At 67.0% G+C, this 15,001-nt stretch carries 18 protein-coding genes and 2 tRNA genes; 15 read left to right on the top strand and 5 right to left on the bottom strand.

The features are described 5' to 3' along the window. Positions 1–19 precede the first annotated feature (19 nt). Both FRZ61_RS12065 and FRZ61_RS12070 read left to right on the top strand, forming a co-directional pair. Complete coding sequence (locus FRZ61_RS12065; RefSeq protein WP_191909419.1) at positions 20–652, top strand: TadE/TadG family type IV pilus assembly protein; 633 nt, start codon at positions 20–22, stop codon at positions 650–652. Position 653: 1 nt separating this feature from the next. After that, positions 654–1,226 carry a TadE/TadG family type IV pilus assembly protein gene (locus tag FRZ61_RS12070; protein WP_191909420.1) on the top strand — a complete coding sequence of 191 codons (573 nt, stop codon included), beginning with the start codon at positions 654–656 and terminating at the stop codon, positions 1,224–1,226. A 439-nt stretch (positions 1,227–1,665) separates the two neighbouring features. On the opposite strand, the gene FRZ61_RS12075 is transcribed toward FRZ61_RS12070, so the two are convergent. Then, positions 1,666–2,520, bottom strand: a complete 855-nt coding sequence (locus tag FRZ61_RS12075; RefSeq protein ID WP_151117935.1) for an AraC family transcriptional regulator — start codon at positions 2,518–2,520, stop codon at positions 1,666–1,668. 14 nt (positions 2,521–2,534) lie between these two features. On the opposite strand from FRZ61_RS12075, the gene FRZ61_RS12080 reads away from it, so the two are divergent. From FRZ61_RS12080 to FRZ61_RS12090, 3 genes are read left to right on the top strand one after another with little or no spacing between them, the layout of a single operon-like run. Then, the gene (locus FRZ61_RS12080; RefSeq protein WP_191909421.1) at positions 2,535–3,128 is read left to right on the top strand and encodes a LysE family translocator; all 594 of its coding nucleotides are present in this window, start codon (positions 2,535–2,537) and stop codon (positions 3,126–3,128) included. 25 nt (positions 3,129–3,153) lie between these two features. Next, the gene (locus FRZ61_RS12085) at positions 3,154–4,023 is read left to right on the top strand and encodes a hypothetical protein (protein ID WP_151117939.1); all 870 of its coding nucleotides are present in this window, start codon (positions 3,154–3,156) and stop codon (positions 4,021–4,023) included. Beyond that, on the top strand, positions 4,020–4,457 hold the full coding sequence (locus FRZ61_RS12090; protein ID WP_151117941.1) for a hypothetical protein: 438 nt from the start codon (positions 4,020–4,022) through the stop codon (positions 4,455–4,457). Before FRZ61_RS12085 ends, FRZ61_RS12090 begins: the two co-directional genes overlap by 4 nt. An 83-nt stretch (positions 4,458–4,540) precedes the next feature. Here FRZ61_RS12090 and FRZ61_RS12095 read toward each other — a convergent pair. From FRZ61_RS12095 to FRZ61_RS12105, 3 genes are all read right to left on the bottom strand, one after another. Continuing rightward, positions 4,541–4,616: transfer RNA gene (locus FRZ61_RS12095), tRNA-Arg, on the bottom strand. A gap of 45 nt (positions 4,617–4,661) precedes the next feature. Beyond that, entirely contained in the window at positions 4,662–4,967 is a 306-nt protein-coding gene (locus tag FRZ61_RS12100; RefSeq protein ID WP_151117943.1) for an ETC complex I subunit, read from the bottom strand. A 53-nt stretch (positions 4,968–5,020) separates the two neighbouring features. After that, positions 5,021–5,097: transfer RNA gene (locus FRZ61_RS12105), tRNA-Pro, on the bottom strand. A 303-nt stretch (positions 5,098–5,400) separates the two neighbouring features. On the opposite strand from FRZ61_RS12105, the gene FRZ61_RS12110 reads away from it, so the two are divergent. The 4 genes from FRZ61_RS12110 to FRZ61_RS12125 all read left to right on the top strand — a co-directional run bounded on the left by FRZ61_RS12110 (position 5,401) and on the right by FRZ61_RS12125 (position 7,951). Beyond that, entirely contained in the window at positions 5,401–6,369 is a 969-nt protein-coding gene (locus FRZ61_RS12110) for a sulfotransferase family protein (RefSeq protein WP_151117945.1), read from the top strand. 140 nt (positions 6,370–6,509) lie between these two features. After that, positions 6,510–6,728 (top strand): hypothetical protein, encoded by a 219-nt coding sequence (locus FRZ61_RS12115; RefSeq protein WP_151117947.1) that lies wholly within the window; start codon positions 6,510–6,512, stop codon positions 6,726–6,728. 68 nt (positions 6,729–6,796) lie between these two features. Further along, the gene (locus tag FRZ61_RS12120) at positions 6,797–7,459 is read left to right on the top strand and encodes a class I SAM-dependent methyltransferase (RefSeq protein WP_151117952.1); all 663 of its coding nucleotides are present in this window, start codon (positions 6,797–6,799) and stop codon (positions 7,457–7,459) included. Between the two features lie 186 nt (positions 7,460–7,645). Beyond that, complete coding sequence (locus tag FRZ61_RS12125) at positions 7,646–7,951, top strand: hypothetical protein (protein ID WP_151117954.1); 306 nt, start codon at positions 7,646–7,648, stop codon at positions 7,949–7,951. A gap of 37 nt (positions 7,952–7,988) precedes the next feature. Here the strand turns inward: FRZ61_RS12125 and FRZ61_RS12130 are convergent, their stop codons facing one another. Continuing rightward, positions 7,989–8,447: a DUF192 domain-containing protein gene (locus FRZ61_RS12130; RefSeq protein ID WP_151117956.1), complete on the bottom strand. Its 459-nt coding sequence runs from the start codon at positions 8,445–8,447 to the stop codon at positions 7,989–7,991. A 139-nt stretch (positions 8,448–8,586) separates the two neighbouring features. Between FRZ61_RS12130 and FRZ61_RS12135 the strand changes: the two genes are divergently transcribed. The 6 genes from FRZ61_RS12135 (at position 8,587) to FRZ61_RS12160 (ending at position 14,955) form a co-directional block, all read left to right on the top strand. Beyond that, positions 8,587–9,042, top strand: coding sequence for a CBS domain-containing protein (locus tag FRZ61_RS12135; protein WP_151117958.1), 456 nt, complete (start codon positions 8,587–8,589; stop codon positions 9,040–9,042). Continuing rightward, positions 9,042–10,382 (top strand): ArsB/NhaD family transporter, encoded by a 1,341-nt coding sequence (locus FRZ61_RS12140; RefSeq protein WP_151117960.1) that lies wholly within the window; start codon positions 9,042–9,044, stop codon positions 10,380–10,382. The genes FRZ61_RS12135 and FRZ61_RS12140 overlap by 1 nt, the downstream gene beginning before the upstream one ends. A gap of 44 nt (positions 10,383–10,426) precedes the next feature. Then, positions 10,427–11,089: an SRPBCC family protein gene (locus FRZ61_RS12145; RefSeq protein WP_151117962.1), complete on the top strand. Its 663-nt coding sequence runs from the start codon at positions 10,427–10,429 to the stop codon at positions 11,087–11,089. Between the two features lie 217 nt (positions 11,090–11,306). After that, positions 11,307–11,774, top strand: coding sequence for a (2Fe-2S)-binding protein (locus FRZ61_RS12150; RefSeq protein ID WP_151117964.1), 468 nt, complete (start codon positions 11,307–11,309; stop codon positions 11,772–11,774). A gap of 13 nt (positions 11,775–11,787) precedes the next feature. Continuing rightward, entirely contained in the window at positions 11,788–14,154 is a 2,367-nt protein-coding gene (locus FRZ61_RS12155) for a xanthine dehydrogenase family protein molybdopterin-binding subunit (protein ID WP_151117966.1), read from the top strand. 12 nt (positions 14,155–14,166) lie between these two features. Beyond that, entirely contained in the window at positions 14,167–14,955 is a 789-nt protein-coding gene (locus tag FRZ61_RS12160) for an FAD binding domain-containing protein (protein WP_151117968.1), read from the top strand. Positions 14,956–15,001 lie beyond the last annotated feature (46 nt).

A 15,001-nucleotide genomic window follows, 5' to 3' on the forward strand; every position in this document is an offset into this window, starting at 1 on the left:
TAGCTGTTGTGGCATTTCTGTGCCACGCCGGGTCGGCAGGGCCTTCAGGCTGGTTTCCGGGCTCCGGCGGTTTCGCCGGTCCCAGTCGGGGGCGGCCGCCATCGAGTTCGCCCTGGCGCTCCCGCCCCTGGTGCTGCTGATCATCGGCATGTTCGAGGTCGCGGTCGTGATGTTCGTATCGACCTCGGTCGAGAACGGGCTGCGCGAGGCCTCGCGCTTCGGCATCACCGGCGACATTCCCGCCGGGGTGACCCGCGAGCAGCAGATCCTTCAGCTCATCGAGGACAACACCCTCGGCATGCTCGATCCCGCGACGACCCACATCACCTTCATGGTCTATCCGAGCTTCCAGGATGTGGGCCAGCCGGAACCCTTCACCGACACGCCCGCGCCGAGCCCGCTCCATAACGGCAAATACGATCAGGGCGAGGCCTACGAGGACCTCAACGGCAACGGCCAGTGGGACGCGGACCGCGGCACCGCCGGCGTCGGCAATTCCGGTCAGGTCGTGCGCTACAAGGTCGATTACGAGTGGCACCTGATGACGCCGCTCCTGGCCGACATGCTCGGCGACAATGGCGTCTTCAAGATGTCGGCGAGCGTGGTGGTCCGCAACGAGCCCTATGCCGTCGTCCAGGCGGGAGGAGGCTGAGATGGAAATGCGCCTCTTGCAGTGCTTCTACCGCTTCGCGCGGGACCGTCGGGGCAGCGTCCTGATGGAGCTGGCCATCGGCCTGCCCATCCTGGTGGTGATCCTGCTGGGCTGTTTCGAGGCCGCGCGCTTCGTGCTGCTGGACCAGAAGCTCGCGCGCGCCGCGGCCAGCACGGCCGACCTGGTGGCCCAGGCCGACGGCATCACCGAAGCGCAGATCACCGACATCTTCAACGCGGCCGATGCGACCGCGACGCCGTTCGATCTCGGCGGCACCGGGCGCGTGATCATCACCTCGGTGGTTCGCCCGACCACGGCCGCCGCGACCGTGGCCTGGCAGCGCGTCTCGACCGGCAGCACCTACGCCGCCACCAGCGCCATCGGCACGACCGGCCAGACGGCCACCCTGCCCGCCGGCCTCACCCTGCGCCAGGGCGAGAACGTGATCGTGGCCGAGGTCTTCTACGACTACGCCCCGGTCTTTCTGGGGGAGACGCGCTTCACCGCCACCTCGCTGTACGAGGTCGCCTATAACCGGCCCCGCATCATCAACCTGACGTCGGTCACGCCCTAGCGCGCCGGCAGGGGCTGCAGGGGCACCGGAGCGGTCTTCGCCGCCCGCCGGTCGCTTTGGATGGTTCCGGTTGGGAAAGACGCAGGAAGCGTCGCGTCAGCAGGAGAGAATATGCACCGCTTCCGGGAGCCTCCGGCTGACCGAAGGTGGTTTGGGGGCAGGCCTAGGGAGTGCCGGTGGGTGGGTTGGCCTGTCCCTCGGTAGCCGTTCAGACGACCCCCGGAAGCGGCGCAGTTCGTCGCAAGGACTACCTGCATCAGGGAGGCGCTTCCTGCGCCCGGGCGTGAGTGAAGCCCGCGGTTGGTAACCTGTTCAAATTACAAATGGGTAACATCAAAAAGGCGCCGAACCCTATGGCGCCGTTGAGAAATCCCACTCTGCCTGCGCCGTGGGCAACACACAATCGACACGGGAATCGACCGCGTGCGGGAGGCGGCGGCTAGACGAAGAGCCCCGCCCATCGTTTCGGCGTCAGGCCGTAGGCCTTCCGGAAATGCCGCGTCATGTGGCTCTGGTCGGCGAAGCCGCTGTCGAGCGCCGCCTCCACCAGCGAGCGGCCCTGCTGGATCAATGCCCGGGCCCGATCCAGCCGCCGCATGACGAGATAGCGATAGGGACTGGTTCCCAGGCAGGCACGGAACTGCCGGGCCAGTGCGTAGCGGCCGAGCCCGGTCGCGGCCTCCAGTGCCGCCGACCGGCTCCCCTGCCGAAGGTGGCCGTCGAGGAAGTCGCGCGCCCGCTCGACGGCGCGCCAATCACGCGCCGAAACGCGGCGGCGCGGCAGCGACGGATCGGCCGCGGCCAGAGCCTCGGCCAGATCGAGCAGGATCTGGTCGCGCTCCACCTCTTCGAGCGGCCGGTCGAGCTCTTCCAGGGCCGGCAGAACGGCCGCGACAAGGCGGCGATCGTCCGAGACCGGCTCGCGCAGGAACGGCAACGGATAGCGCCATTCGGCCAGGGCATCGTGAATCAACCCCGGGTCGACATAGAGAATCCTGTAGCGGAACCCGGTTTCGGTTCCCGCATGACCGTCATGGATCTCATCCGGATGAAGCACGAGCACCTGGCCCGGCAGGCTCTGCTCGGCGCGTCCCCGATAGCGGAACGACTGCACGCCCTGGGTCGTGACGCCGATCGCGTAGGTGTCGTGCCGGTGCGGATCGAATGCATGCCCCAGGAAACGGGCCTCGATCCGCTCGAGGCCCTGACAAGCGGGCGCCGCGCGGATCCAGTCGCCCTGCCTGCACGATCGTTCAAGACCCGGCGTCGACTTGTGCTCCAGAACCGTCGGCATGGCGGATTTATAGCATGGAACAGCTGCCCGGATTCATTCTGGTCGCCCTGGCGCTCGCCGGCAGCCCCGGCCCTGCCACCTTGAGCATCGCCGCCGCCGGTGCCGCCTTCGGGCCGCGCCGCGGCCTCGGCTATATGGCGGGAATTATCGCCGGCATGATCGTCGTGATGGCGCTCGCCGCCAGCGGCGTGACGGGCCTCCTGCTGGCGCTGCCGGGTGCCGCCCCCGTCATCGCGGTCATTGCCGGTGCTTATTTCGCTGTCCTGGCGATCCGCATCGCGCTGACGCCGCCCTTGACCGAACGCAGCCATCAAGGCCGACACCCCTCCTTCGCCGCCGGCTTGCTCCTCTCTCTCGTCAATCCGAAGGGCTATGCGGCGATGGCGGCGCTCTTCTCCGGGTTCGTCCTGGTGGCAGCGCATCCGGGCGCGGACGCGGCGGTCAAGATGCTCGTCCTGTTGCTGGTGATCGCCCTGGTCAATATCGCGTGGCTCTTTGTCGGCGCGGCCCTGACAAGGCTCTTCCGGAATCCGGTCGCGAACCGCGTCGTCAACCTGGCTTTCGCCATCCTGCTGCTGGCCTCGGTCGCTGCCACGCTGCTGCTCTGAGGGCGGCGACGGCGATCTGAACGTCATGCTCCCGCCGTCGACCCGGACGTGCGGGACCGTATATAAAATCCGGGTCGGCGATGTCCGTCGGGGACAGCGGGTGGGGAATGGCATGGATGGAAAAGCAGGAGCGATAGCGGTCGCCGTCCTGGCCATCGTCGCGACGGTCACGGCGGCAAAGGCGGATACCGGGCAGCCGCCGGTCGTGCAGCGCAGCCTCTATCTCGAGGCGGAACGTTCGGTTTACCTGGCACGGGCCTCGGAGCAGCGCGGCGATACGATGTCCGCCGCGCAGCAATATATGACGGCGGTCAGCCTCGTGGAGAGCACGGCGCCGCGCGATCTCAACCTGTCCAAGCTCGTCCTCGCAGGCGAGCCGCTGCCCGGCATCGGCCGGCGGATGATCTATTACGAGCTCAAGCTCCTGCAGGAAATGCTGGCACAGCCCCAACCGATGATGCGGCCGGAGGGGGTGCTGGAGAATCTGCGCCTTGCCTACGGCAAGATGGAATGGCTCGAGCCTTTCAACCCGGCCTGGCCTTATCTGGAAGCGGTGGCATTGGCCGCGGACCAGGACTACCGGTCGGCGTTCCAGAAATGCCGGGAGGCGGCGCAGCTCCCGGGCGGCGAGGAATCCGTTCGGGAGAAAGCGCGCTCGCTCGCCGAGCATATCAAGCCGGCCGCCCTCGCCCAGGAACAGATGAAGGAAGCCGATCAGCAAGCCTACATGGAATATGTCCAGAGCGGCGCGCAGGCGCTCGATTTCGCGATGGTCAGCGCGCAGGTCAGCGCAACCGAAGCGCGCAACAAGGGCGACACCGCAGAGGCGGACATGTGGGACAGCCGCTACCAGAACTTGAAAAAGCAGCGCGACCAGATCGGGCAGCAGCCATGAGAATCAAGCAGGCGGTGAAGCTGGCTGCGGCGCTCGGGATCGCCGGCATGGTCATGACCGGATGCGGCCGCGACGACGATCAGGCGCAAGAAAAGGGGCAGGCGCAAGAAACCAGCCAGGCACAAACCGAGCCGGCGCAGCAGGCTGAGCAGGAGCATGTGGAAGCCGGGGTCGCGGCGGCCGAGGCCGACGATCCGAGCCGATGGGCGCCGTCGCCGGAAGCCATCGCTCAGGCCAGGAAGGATGCCGACGCGCCGCCGATCGAGATGGCCGACGACGGCAGCAGCGATATCGCGCTCGGCGGCATGGAACGGCCGCCCGTGCCCCCGGCCCCGCCAAGACTGTTGGAGGGCGATGATGCCGACCAGTATGGCCTGGCCGCGTGGGAGCAGATCGCGCGGGGCGATCTGAAACCGAGGCGGATCCATTATTGAAACAGGGCCCGGCTTGTCCGCGAGCCCGTTCGACAGATTTGCTGCATGAGGCCACGCATCAGGCCCCGGAATCGGGGCGGAGATGGCGCGCCCGGCTGGAATCGAACCAGCGACCTACCGCTTAGAAGGCGGTTGCTCTATCCCCTGAGCTACGGGCGCCCGAGGCGTGGATGCGCTTGGGATCCCATCTCCGCCGGCCCGGCATCAATGGGTCCAGCGGCCGATGCGATCGTAGCGGAAATTGTCGGAATAGCTCTTGGGTCTGACGACGCGCTCGTTCGGCTCGATGATGCGATAGGCGTAGCCGTTCTTGCGCGCGTAGGCCACCGCCTCGGCCTCAGTTTCGAAATAGAGCCGCAGCTGGCGGTTGGTGTCGCCGGAGCCCGTCCAGCCCATCAGCGGATCGGCTTCGCGCTTCTGCGAGGGCTCGAACTCGAGCAGCCAGTGACGTTCGCCCGCCCGGCCCGACTGGGTGGCCGTCTTGCTCGGCCGGTAGATTCGCACCTGCATGGTCGGTTCCGCTCCGCCTCTGTTGCACGTCCGGCCCCAAGGGCCCTCGGGAATGGTCGGGGTGACTGGATTCGAACCAGCGACATCCTGCTCCCAAAGCAGGCACTCTACCGGACTGAGCTACACCCCGGTCCCCGGAAAGCGGTTGCAAATTAAGGAGTTCTCTTCGCAACTGCAACCTTGGCCGCTAAGAACATATCAGGAACATCGGCGGGCGGCAGCCTTTTGCCCAGATTGGCCCACCCGACATGTTCTTTTTCTGTTCCATTCACACGATGGTCAGGGCCGTGCCCCGCCGGCGCAGATTGCACCAACTCATGTTACCATTCCGATAGGAAGCGGCCCGGCCCGCCGCCGCAGGCCATGCTGAGGGGGCATCTTGGGAAACTCCGGCGAACCGGCTAAGCGAACGCCCGGCTCCGGCGTAAGAGCTTTGCCCAAACCGAAGGCCCGGGCGGCCGCGGCCGCCACCGGCCGATCCAAGCCCAAACGGCGCGCCCGGAGCGGCTCCAACCCGGTGCCGGCGCCCTTGGCGATCGACCGCGAGCGGGTCATGGCCGGCCTCGCCGAGGAACGCAACATCTGGCGGCTGATGGGGGTCGACGTCACGCAGCTGCGCGACCGGGCCCGGGCCGGCGCGCAAAGCCACAAGGCGCTGCTGGACGGCGTCAGGACGCTCTGCCTCTTCATCGGCTATCCGCGCAGCGGCCATAGCCTGGTCGGCAGCCTGCTCGACGCCCATCCGCAGATGGCGATCGCCCATGAGCTCGACGCCCTGCTCTATCTGCGCCGCGGCTTCCAGCCGCGCGAGATCCTCTATCTCATGCTCGAGGTCTCGCGGTTCCATGGCGAGATCGGACGCCGCTGGGGCCCATACCACTACGAGGTCCCCGGCCAATGGCAGGGCCGGCACACGACGCTGCAGGTGATCGGCGACAAGAAGGGCGGGATGACGACCTTGCGCATCGCGCGCAACCCGCTGCTGCTGAAGCAGGTGATGACGCGCTTCGGCAAGCGCAAGCGCTTCGTGCATGTGCTGCGCAACCCCTTCGACAACATCGCCGCCATGGTGCAGAAGGGCCAGTCGCTGAAGGCGGCGATCGCCGAATATTTCAGGCTGCTGCAGACCAACCGCGCGATCATCAAGCGCGTCGGCGCCGATGCGGTGGCGACGCTCCATCACGAGGACCTCATCGCCGATCCGAAAGCCGAGCTCGGGCGGCTTTGCAGCTTCCTCGGCGTGGCGGCCGAGCCCGATTATCTCGACGCCTGTGCCGGCATCGTTTTCGCGGCGCCGCACCAGCCCCGGCACAAGATCCCCTGGCCCGCGGACGCCGTCCGGCTCATCGAGCGGCGCATCGCCGCGAAACCGATGCTGGACCGCTATCGTTTCGCGGATTGAGGCGGACTACCCCGGAGCGGCCACGCCCCTTCGCCGCAGCCGAAAGACCTGGATTCCCGGACCGTTGAGTGGCAGATATGGCGCCGACGACCGAGGTCCCGGCTTTCCCGCGGACCTGTCCAGCCAGGATCTGACTGACGATGTTTGCGAAGAACCGGAATCGGGAAGAAGTGGTCGCGGTGGGCGAGCGTTATCGCAAGATCGACGCCGCGCTCATCGTCTGGGAGGTCACCCAGACCTTCCGGGGTCCCGACGGCGTTCCTTATGCCCTGCTCGTGAACGTCAACGACCGCAGCCAGCGCAAGACCGTGGCGCAGGACGCGCTGCGCCGCGGCATCCAATACAAGCGATCGAACTGACAAGAGCCATCCGGCGCGGCGGGTAACTTCGCCCCGCGCCTCCATCCGGAAGCGAGAGCCCGACGCCCATGGCCGTCCGCAACATCGGACTTCCCGATCCCGTGTTCGAGTATCTGGTCGCACATTCGGTGCGCGACAGCGATCTCAAGCGGCGCCTGCGCGAGGAAACGGCCAAGCTGCCGCTCGGCATGATGCAGATCGGCCCCGACCAGGGTCAGTTCATGGCGCTGCTGGTCGAGCTGATCGGCGCCAGGCGCGCGCTCGAGATCGGCACCTTCACCGGCTACAGCTCGCTCTGCGTGGCCGAGGCCATGGGTCCTCAGGGCCGCATGATCTGCTGCGACATCAGCGAGGAGTTTACCTCCATCGCCCGGCGCTACTGGCGCGAGGCGGGGGTCGCGGACCGGATCGATCTGCGCCTGGGCCCAGGGGTCGCCACCCTCGACAAGCTGCTGGCCGATGGCGAGACGGGCAAGTTCGACTTCGCCTTCATCGACGCCGACAAGACCAGCTACGACGCCTATTACGAACGGGCCCTGAAGCTGGTCCGCAAGGGCGGCCTGATCGCCATCGACAACGTGCTCTGGGGCGGCGACGTCATCAACCCGAAGGACCGGAGCGAAGACACGGTCGCGATCCGGAAGCTGAACGAGAAGCTCGCCAAGGACGACCGGGTCACCTTGGCCATGGTCTCCATCGGCGACGGGCTGACCCTGGCGCGCAAGCACTGAGCGGCTTGGCGCTGGCCTCGGAAACTCCCTGTAACATATTGTTACACGTATATTATTTTTAACCCGTGATATCCACAGCGAACTCACGGATTTAAGTCAAACTTTAAGTTTCGAGGCGCAGGGTCAAGGCGAGCGTCGATGGTGTCGCAAGCAGCGACGCGAGGTTCTCCAGGAAGGAGATGCGCCATGCGCTTGGTTTCACCGCTATTCGCCGTCTGGGTCCTGTTCCTGCCCTTGGCCGCCAGGGCCGACGATCCCGCCTGCGGTCATCGCACCGACGTGATCAAGGAGCTGTCCGAACGCTACAAGGAAGCGCCGGTCGCGGTCGGGCTCGCCAGCAATGGCAGCCTGCTGGAGGTCCTCTCCAGCAACGCGGGCACGACCTGGACGATCATCGTCACCAGCCCGGACGGAACGAGCTGCCTGGTCGCCGCCGGCGAGGATTGGCAGCCGACCAAGGCGATCAACAAGGCCTCGGGCCAGGCGCTCTGAGCGCCCAGGAGACCGCCCTCGGCCGGCCGTCGCGGAGTCAGCCGCCGGGCGGCAGCGCCTCGCATTCGACCCGGTCGCCGGGCTTGATACCCAGATGCGAGACGGTCCCTCCGTTCAGTTCCAGGACCGCCGCGACCGGGCCCGCCGAGGGAATCGTCGCCTCCGACAGCGGCACGGCCCGCTCGGCGATCGACAGGATGGTGCCGTCCCGCTTGATGAAGAGCATGTCGAGCGGGATCAGCGTGTTCTTCATCCAGAAGGCGACCGGCCGGTCCGTCGGATAGAGGAACAGCATGCCGGCATCCGGTGCCAGCTTCTGGCGATACATCAGCCCCAGTTCCCGTTCCGCCTCGGTGCGCGCCAGCTCCACGCGAAACGCAAGACTCTGCCCGGCCGCGGTCTGAATGGTCAGCGGGGTCAGGTCCGGAGCCGCATGGCCCGCCGCCGGCGATAAAGCCAGCAGGAACCCGAGCAGGCAGGCAAGGAAGCGGCGCATGGCCGTCACTCTAGCAGCCCGCCATTTCCCCGCCAGCGACGGGCTCCGTCGCCCGGAGGCGAGGCGCCCCGCCCTCCCGCCTTGACAGCCCCCGCCTCCTGGCCAAGCCTGCGCAATCGAGCTCGCAGGAAGTCCCCGGATGACCGTCAAGACCTTCATGACCTCGCCGCCTTTGTCGCTGCGCCCCGAGGATACGGTGGGGGTGGCGGCGCAGCAGCTCATCGAGAATCGTTTCGTCAACCTGCCCGTGGCCGAGAAGGGGGGCCGATATGTCGGGCTTTTCGGCGTGTTCGACCTGCTGGCGCTGGTGCTGCCGAAAGCCGCGCTCGAGGCGCGGGCCGATCTCGACCTCGGTTTCCTGAAGGACGACATCAAAGCCGTCGAGGAACGGCTCGAGGAGTCGCGGTCCTTGCGAATCGGCGATCATCTGAACACCACGGCGCCGGTGCTGTATCCCGAATCGGGCACGCTCGAGGCGATCCTGGCGCTCCACCGCGCCCGCAATACCCTGGCGGTGGTCCGGAAGAAAGATAACCAACTGGTCGGCATGGTCTCCTACTGGGATGCGTTGCGCGCGCTGATGAGCCAGCGCTGATGTCTGCCGACGCCGCTTCCCACGCCACCGTCTTCGGGCTGGATCCGCTGTGGCTGTCCACGGCGATCCTGATCCTGAGCTACGCCGCGATCATGACCGAGCGGGTCAACCGCGCGATCGTCGCGCTGCTGGGCGCCGGGGTCGTGATCCTGTCCGGCGTGCTCGATCAGGACCGGGCCATCGCCGGCATCGATTTCAACACGATCGCCCTCCTGACCGGCATGATGCTGCTGGTCGCGATCTCGAAGCGCAGCGGCATGTTCCAGTACGTGGCGGTCTGGTCGGCCAAGGCCGCCCGCGGCAGCCCTTGGGCGATGCTGGCGCTGCTCTCGCTCGTCACGGCCCTCGCTTCGGCCCTGCTCGACAACGTCACCACCGTGCTGCTCATGGCGCCGGTGACCCTGGTCATCACGGAGCAGCTCAAAGTCCCGCCCTACCCTTTTCTTTTCACTGAGATATTTGCCTCCAACATCGGAGGCACCGCGACCCTGATCGGGGACCCGCCCAACATCATCATCGGCTCGGCCACCGGCCTGACCTTCAACGATTTCCTGGTCAACCTGGCGCCGGTCGTGCTGCTCATCCTGGCGATCCAGATCGCCATCAATCACCTGATCTGGGGCCGCAAGATGAAGGTGGACCGGGCGGCCCGTGCCCGCGTCATGGGCTTCAAGCCGGCCGAGGCCATCAACGACCGGCCGCTGCTGTGGAAATCGCTCTGCGTCCTGGCGCTGGTGATCCTCGGCTTCATCCTCGCCCATCCGCTGCATCTGGAGCCCGGCAGCATCGCGCTCCTGGGCGCCGCCCTGCTCCTGCTGCTGGAGAATCTCGGCCGTTCTGCCGAGGACCAGTCGCACAGCGTCCATCGGACCTTCGGCGAGGTCGAGTGGATCACGATCTTCTTCTTCATCGGCCTGTTCGTCATCGTGGCCGGGGTCGAGCATGCCGGCCTGCTTTCGCTGCTGGCGGACGCGCTGATCCGGCTCACCGGCGGCGACCTGACCGTCACGACGCTGGCGATCCTCTGGGCCTCGGCCATCCTGTCGGCGATCATCGACAACATCCCCTTCGTCGCCACCATGATCCCCGTGATCAAGAACATGGCCTCGGGCTTCGGCGGGCCGGAAGGGCTGCTGCCGCTCTGGTGGTCGCTGTCGCTGGGGGCCTGCCTCGGCGGCAATGGCACGCTGATCGGGGCCAGCGCCAACCTGACCGTGGCCGGGATCGGCGAGCGGGCCGGCGTCCCGTTCCGGTTCGTCCCTTTCCTGCTGCTCGCCTTCCCGATGATGCTGATGAGCATCTTGGTCTCGACGGTCTACGTCTATCTCCGCTATTTGTGAGCCGTCCTTGAGGTGGGGCCTCAGAGCGACAGGAGTCCGATTCCATGGAAATGACCGGTGAATACCGGATCACGGCACCGCGCGAGGCCGTCTGGCGCGCGCTCAACGATCCCGCAGTGCTGAAGCAGTGCATTCCCGGCTGCGAGGAGATCGAGAAGGTCTCGGATACCGAGATGACCGCCAAGGTGGTCGCCAAGGTCGGGCCCGTCTCCGCCAAGTTCGGCGGCAAGGTGACCCTTTCCGATCTCGATCCGCCCAACGGCTACAAGATCACGGGCGAAGGCACCGGCGGCGCCGTCGGCTTCGCCAAGGGCGGGGCCGACGTCAAGCTCAAGCCCGACGAGACCGGCCAGGGCACCATCCTGACCTACACCGTCAATGCCGCGGTCGGCGGCAAGCTCGCCCAGATCGGCGCCCGGCTGATCGACGGCACCGCGCGCAAGCTGGCTGATGAATTTTTCAGCAAGTTTTCGGCACTGGTCAGCGCGCAGGCAGGGGCGGCCGCGCCCGCGGCGGCTGCAGCGGTATCCGCTGCCGCGCCGGCCGCAACTATCCCGGCCGCGGCGGCCGAGCCGGTCACGGCCCCAAAGACCCAGCCCGGCGCTGTGACACCGCCGCCGGCGGCCCGCAAGGGCCTGCATCCGGTGATCTGGATCGGCGGGCTGATCGTCATCGTCCTCGCCCTGCTGCTCTATTTCGGCCGCTGACGACGCCCGGTTGTAACCGGAGAGTCAGGATGCCGACCGCCCGGCGGTCGGCCTTGACCTCCCCCCTGACTGCACACAAGACTAGCAGCGAGCGACAAAGAATAAGCAGGGGCAAGATCCCCTGTCAGGGAGATGCGCCGGCCGTCCCGGCCGGCGTGAGCGGAATGCCTCGGCAGACCGATAGGTTGTCCGAGGCCATATCGAGAGGGAGGTTTGGATGCCCACCGTTTCCTTGACGGTGAACGGCAAGTCCGTCTCGGGCGAGGTCGAGGCCCGGACGCTGCTGGTTCATTTTCTGCGCGAGAAGCTGAGCCTGACCGGCACGCATGTCGGCTGCGACACCAGCCAGTGCGGTGCCTGCGTCGTCCATGTGAACGGCAAGTCGGTGAAGAGCTGCACCATGCTGGCGGTGCAGGCCGACGGCGCCAAGGTCACCACGATCGAGGGCCTCGCCAACGGCGCCGAGCTGCATCCGATGCAGGCGGCCTTCCGCGAGCATCACGGCCTGCAATGCGGCTTCTGCACGCCCGGCATGGTCATGAGCGCGGTCGATCTCGTGCAGAACAACCCGGCGCCGTCCGAGAAGGACGTGCGTGAATGGCTGGAGGGCAACATCTGTCGCTGCACCGGCTATCACAACATCGTCAAGGCCATCCAGGCCGGCGCCCAGGCGATGAAGCGGTAGGAGGGAAGCAGTCATGGCAGACACGGGCATCGGCGCCTCGGTCAAGCGCAAGGAAGACTTCCGCTTCCTCACCGGCCAGGGCCACTACACCGACGACATCAACAAGCACGGGCAGACCTACGCCTACTTCCTGCGCTCGCCCCATGCGCACGCGAAGATCAGGAAGGTCGACACCGCCGCGGCAGCGAAGATGCCGGGCGTGGTCGCGGTCTTCACCGGCGCCGACGTCGCCGCCGACAAGGTCGGCGGCCTCATCTGCGGCTGGACCGTCACCGACCGCTTCGGCAAGCCGCACAAGGCGCCCCCGCATCCGATCCTGGCGAACGAGAAGGTCCGCTATGTCGGCGACCATGTCGCGGTCGTGATCGCGGAGAGCATCGCGCAGGCCAAGGACGCGGCCGAGGCCATCGAGGTCGATTACGAGGAGCTGCCGGCCGTCGTCGACACCGCGACGGCGATGGATCCGAAGGCCGCCCAGCTCCATGCCGACGTGCCGAACAACCTCTGCTACGACTGGGAGCTCGGCGACAAGGCCGCGGTCGATGCCGCCTTCGCCAAGGCAGCGAAGGTTTCCAAGCTCGATCTCGTCAACAACCGGCTCATCCCCAACGCGATGGAGCCGCGCGCGGCGATCGGCGAATACGACGCCGGCACCGACAGCTATACCTGCTACTCCACCAGCCAGAATCCGCATGTGCTGCGGCTCATCCTCTGCGCCTTCATCATGGGCGTGCCGGAGCACAAGATGCGGGTCATCGCGCCGGATGTCGGCGGCGGCTTCGGCTCGAAGATCTTCTGCTATGCCGAGGAGGTGGTCTGCACCTGGGCGGCGAAGAAGGTGAAGCGGCCGGTGAAATGGACCGCGGAGCGCGGCGAATCCTTCGTCTCCGACGCCCATGGCCGCGACCATGTCAGCCATGTCGAGATGGCGATGGACAAGGACGGCAAGTTCCTCGCCATGAAGGTCGACACCATCGCCTCGATGGGCGCCTATCTCTCGACCTTCGCGACCTGCGTGCCGACCTATCTCTATGCCACGCTGCTCGCCGGGCAATACACGGCGCCGGCGATCTATTGCAACGTGAAGGCGGTCTTCACCACCACCGCACCGGTCGACGCCTATCGCGGCGCCGGCCGTCCGGAAGCCACCTACGTGGTCGAGCGCATCGTCGAGAACTGCGCGCGCGACATGAAGCTGGACCCGGCGGAGATCCGCCGGCGCAACTTCATCAAGCCGGATGCCTTCCCCTACCAGACGCCGGTGGCGCTGCAATACGACTCCGGCAATTACGAGAAGGCGCTCGACGAGGCGCTGAAGCTCGCCGACTACAAGGGCTATCCCGCCCGCAAGGCCGAGGCCGCCAAGCGCGGCAAGCTGCGCGGCATCGGCTTCTCCGCCTATATCGAGGCCTGCGGCATCGCGCCCTCGGCCGTGGTGGGCTCGCTGGGGGCCGGCGTGGGCCTCTGGGAATCCGCGCAGATCCGCTTCAACCCGACCGGCACCGCCCAGGTCCTGACCGGCTCGCACAGCCATGGCCAGGGCCATGAGACGACGCTGGCGCAGGTGGTGGCCGACAAGCTCGGCCTGTCGGTCGATGCGGTGACCGTGGTCCATGGCGACACCTCGCAGGTGCCGTTCGGCATGGGCACCTACGGCTCGCGCAGCCTCGCCGTCGGCGGCTCGGCCGCGGTCAAGGCCATCGATAAGATCGTCGCCAAGGGCAAGAAGATCGCGGCCCATCTGCTCGAGGCCTCGGTCGACGACATCCAGTATTCCAAGGGCGTGTTCAAGGTGGCGGGCACCGACCGGCAGAAGACGATCCAGGAGATCGCCTTCGCCGCCTACGTGCCGCACAACTACCCCAAGGATCTGGAGCCCGGCCTCGACGAGACCGCGTTCTACGATCCGGCCAACTTCACCTACCCGGCGGGCGTGCATATCGCCGAGGTCGAGATCGATCCCGATACCGGCGTCACCACCATCGCCAACTGGTCGGCGGTGGACGACTTCGGCAACGTCATCAATCCGATGGTGGTCGAGGGCCAGGTCCATGGCGGCATCGCCCAGGGCGTGGGCCAGGCGCTGCTCGAGGGCTGCGTCTACGACAAGGAGACCGGCCAGCTCCTGACCGGCTCCTACATGGATTACTGCATGCCGCGGGCCGACGATCTTCCGAGCTTCAAGATCGGCACGATCTCGACCCCCTGCCCGCACAATCCGCTGGGCGTCAAAGGCTGCGGCGAGGCCGGTGCCATCGCCGCACCGGCAGCGCTCGTCAACGCGATCACCGATGCCTTGGGCGTGCGCGACATCCCGATGCCGGCCAGCCCCGAGCGGGTCTGGCGTGTCGCGCAGGGCGCCAAGATGGCCGCCGAGTAAGGGAGGACGACCATGCATAACTTTTCCTATCAGCGTCCGGCCTCGCTCGCGGACGCGGCGAAGCTGCTCTCGGGCGAAGCCAAGCTCCTGGCCGGCGGCATGACCCTGCTGCCGACCCTGAAGCAGCGCCTGGCGCAACCCTCGGCGCTCGTCGATCTCGCCGCCCTGGCCGAGCTCAAGGGCATCAAGGCCGAGGGCGGCGGGCTCACCATCGGTGCCATGACCACCCACGCCGAGGTGGCCCATTCCGCCGAGGTGAAGCGCACCATCCCGGCGCTCGCGGTCCTCGCCGAAGGCATCGGCGATCCGCAGGTCCGCAACCGCGGCACCATCGGCGGCTCGATCTCCAACAACGATCCGGCGGCCGACTATCCGGCGGGCGTGCTGGGCCTCGGCGCCACGGTCGTGACCAACAAGCGCAAGATCGCGGCCGACGATTTCTTCAAGGGCCTGTTCGAGACGGCGCTCGGCGATGGCGAGATCGTCACCGCCGTGAGCTTCCCGAAGCCCGAGAAGGCCGGCTACGCCAAGTTCCCGAACCCGGCTTCGCGCTATGCGATGGTGGGCGTGTTCGTGGCCAAGACCGCCGGCGGCGTGCGCGTCGCGGTAACCGGTGCAGGCCCCGGCGTCTTCCGCGTGCCGGAAATGGAGAAGGCGCTCGCCGGCAGCTTCTCGCCCGACGCCATCAAGGCCATCAAGGTCGCGGCGACGAACCTCAACAGCGACATGCATGGCAGCGCGGAATACCGCGCCCATCTGGTCGGCGTCATGGCGGCGCGCGCGGTGGCTTCGGCCGGCTGATCGCCGCTCTCGTTCGACAGCTTCCGGGCGCGGATGCCGATGGCAT

The organism is Hypericibacter adhaerens, assembly GCF_008728835.1.
GTDB lineage: Bacteria > Pseudomonadota > Alphaproteobacteria > Dongiales > Dongiaceae > Hypericibacter > Hypericibacter adhaerens.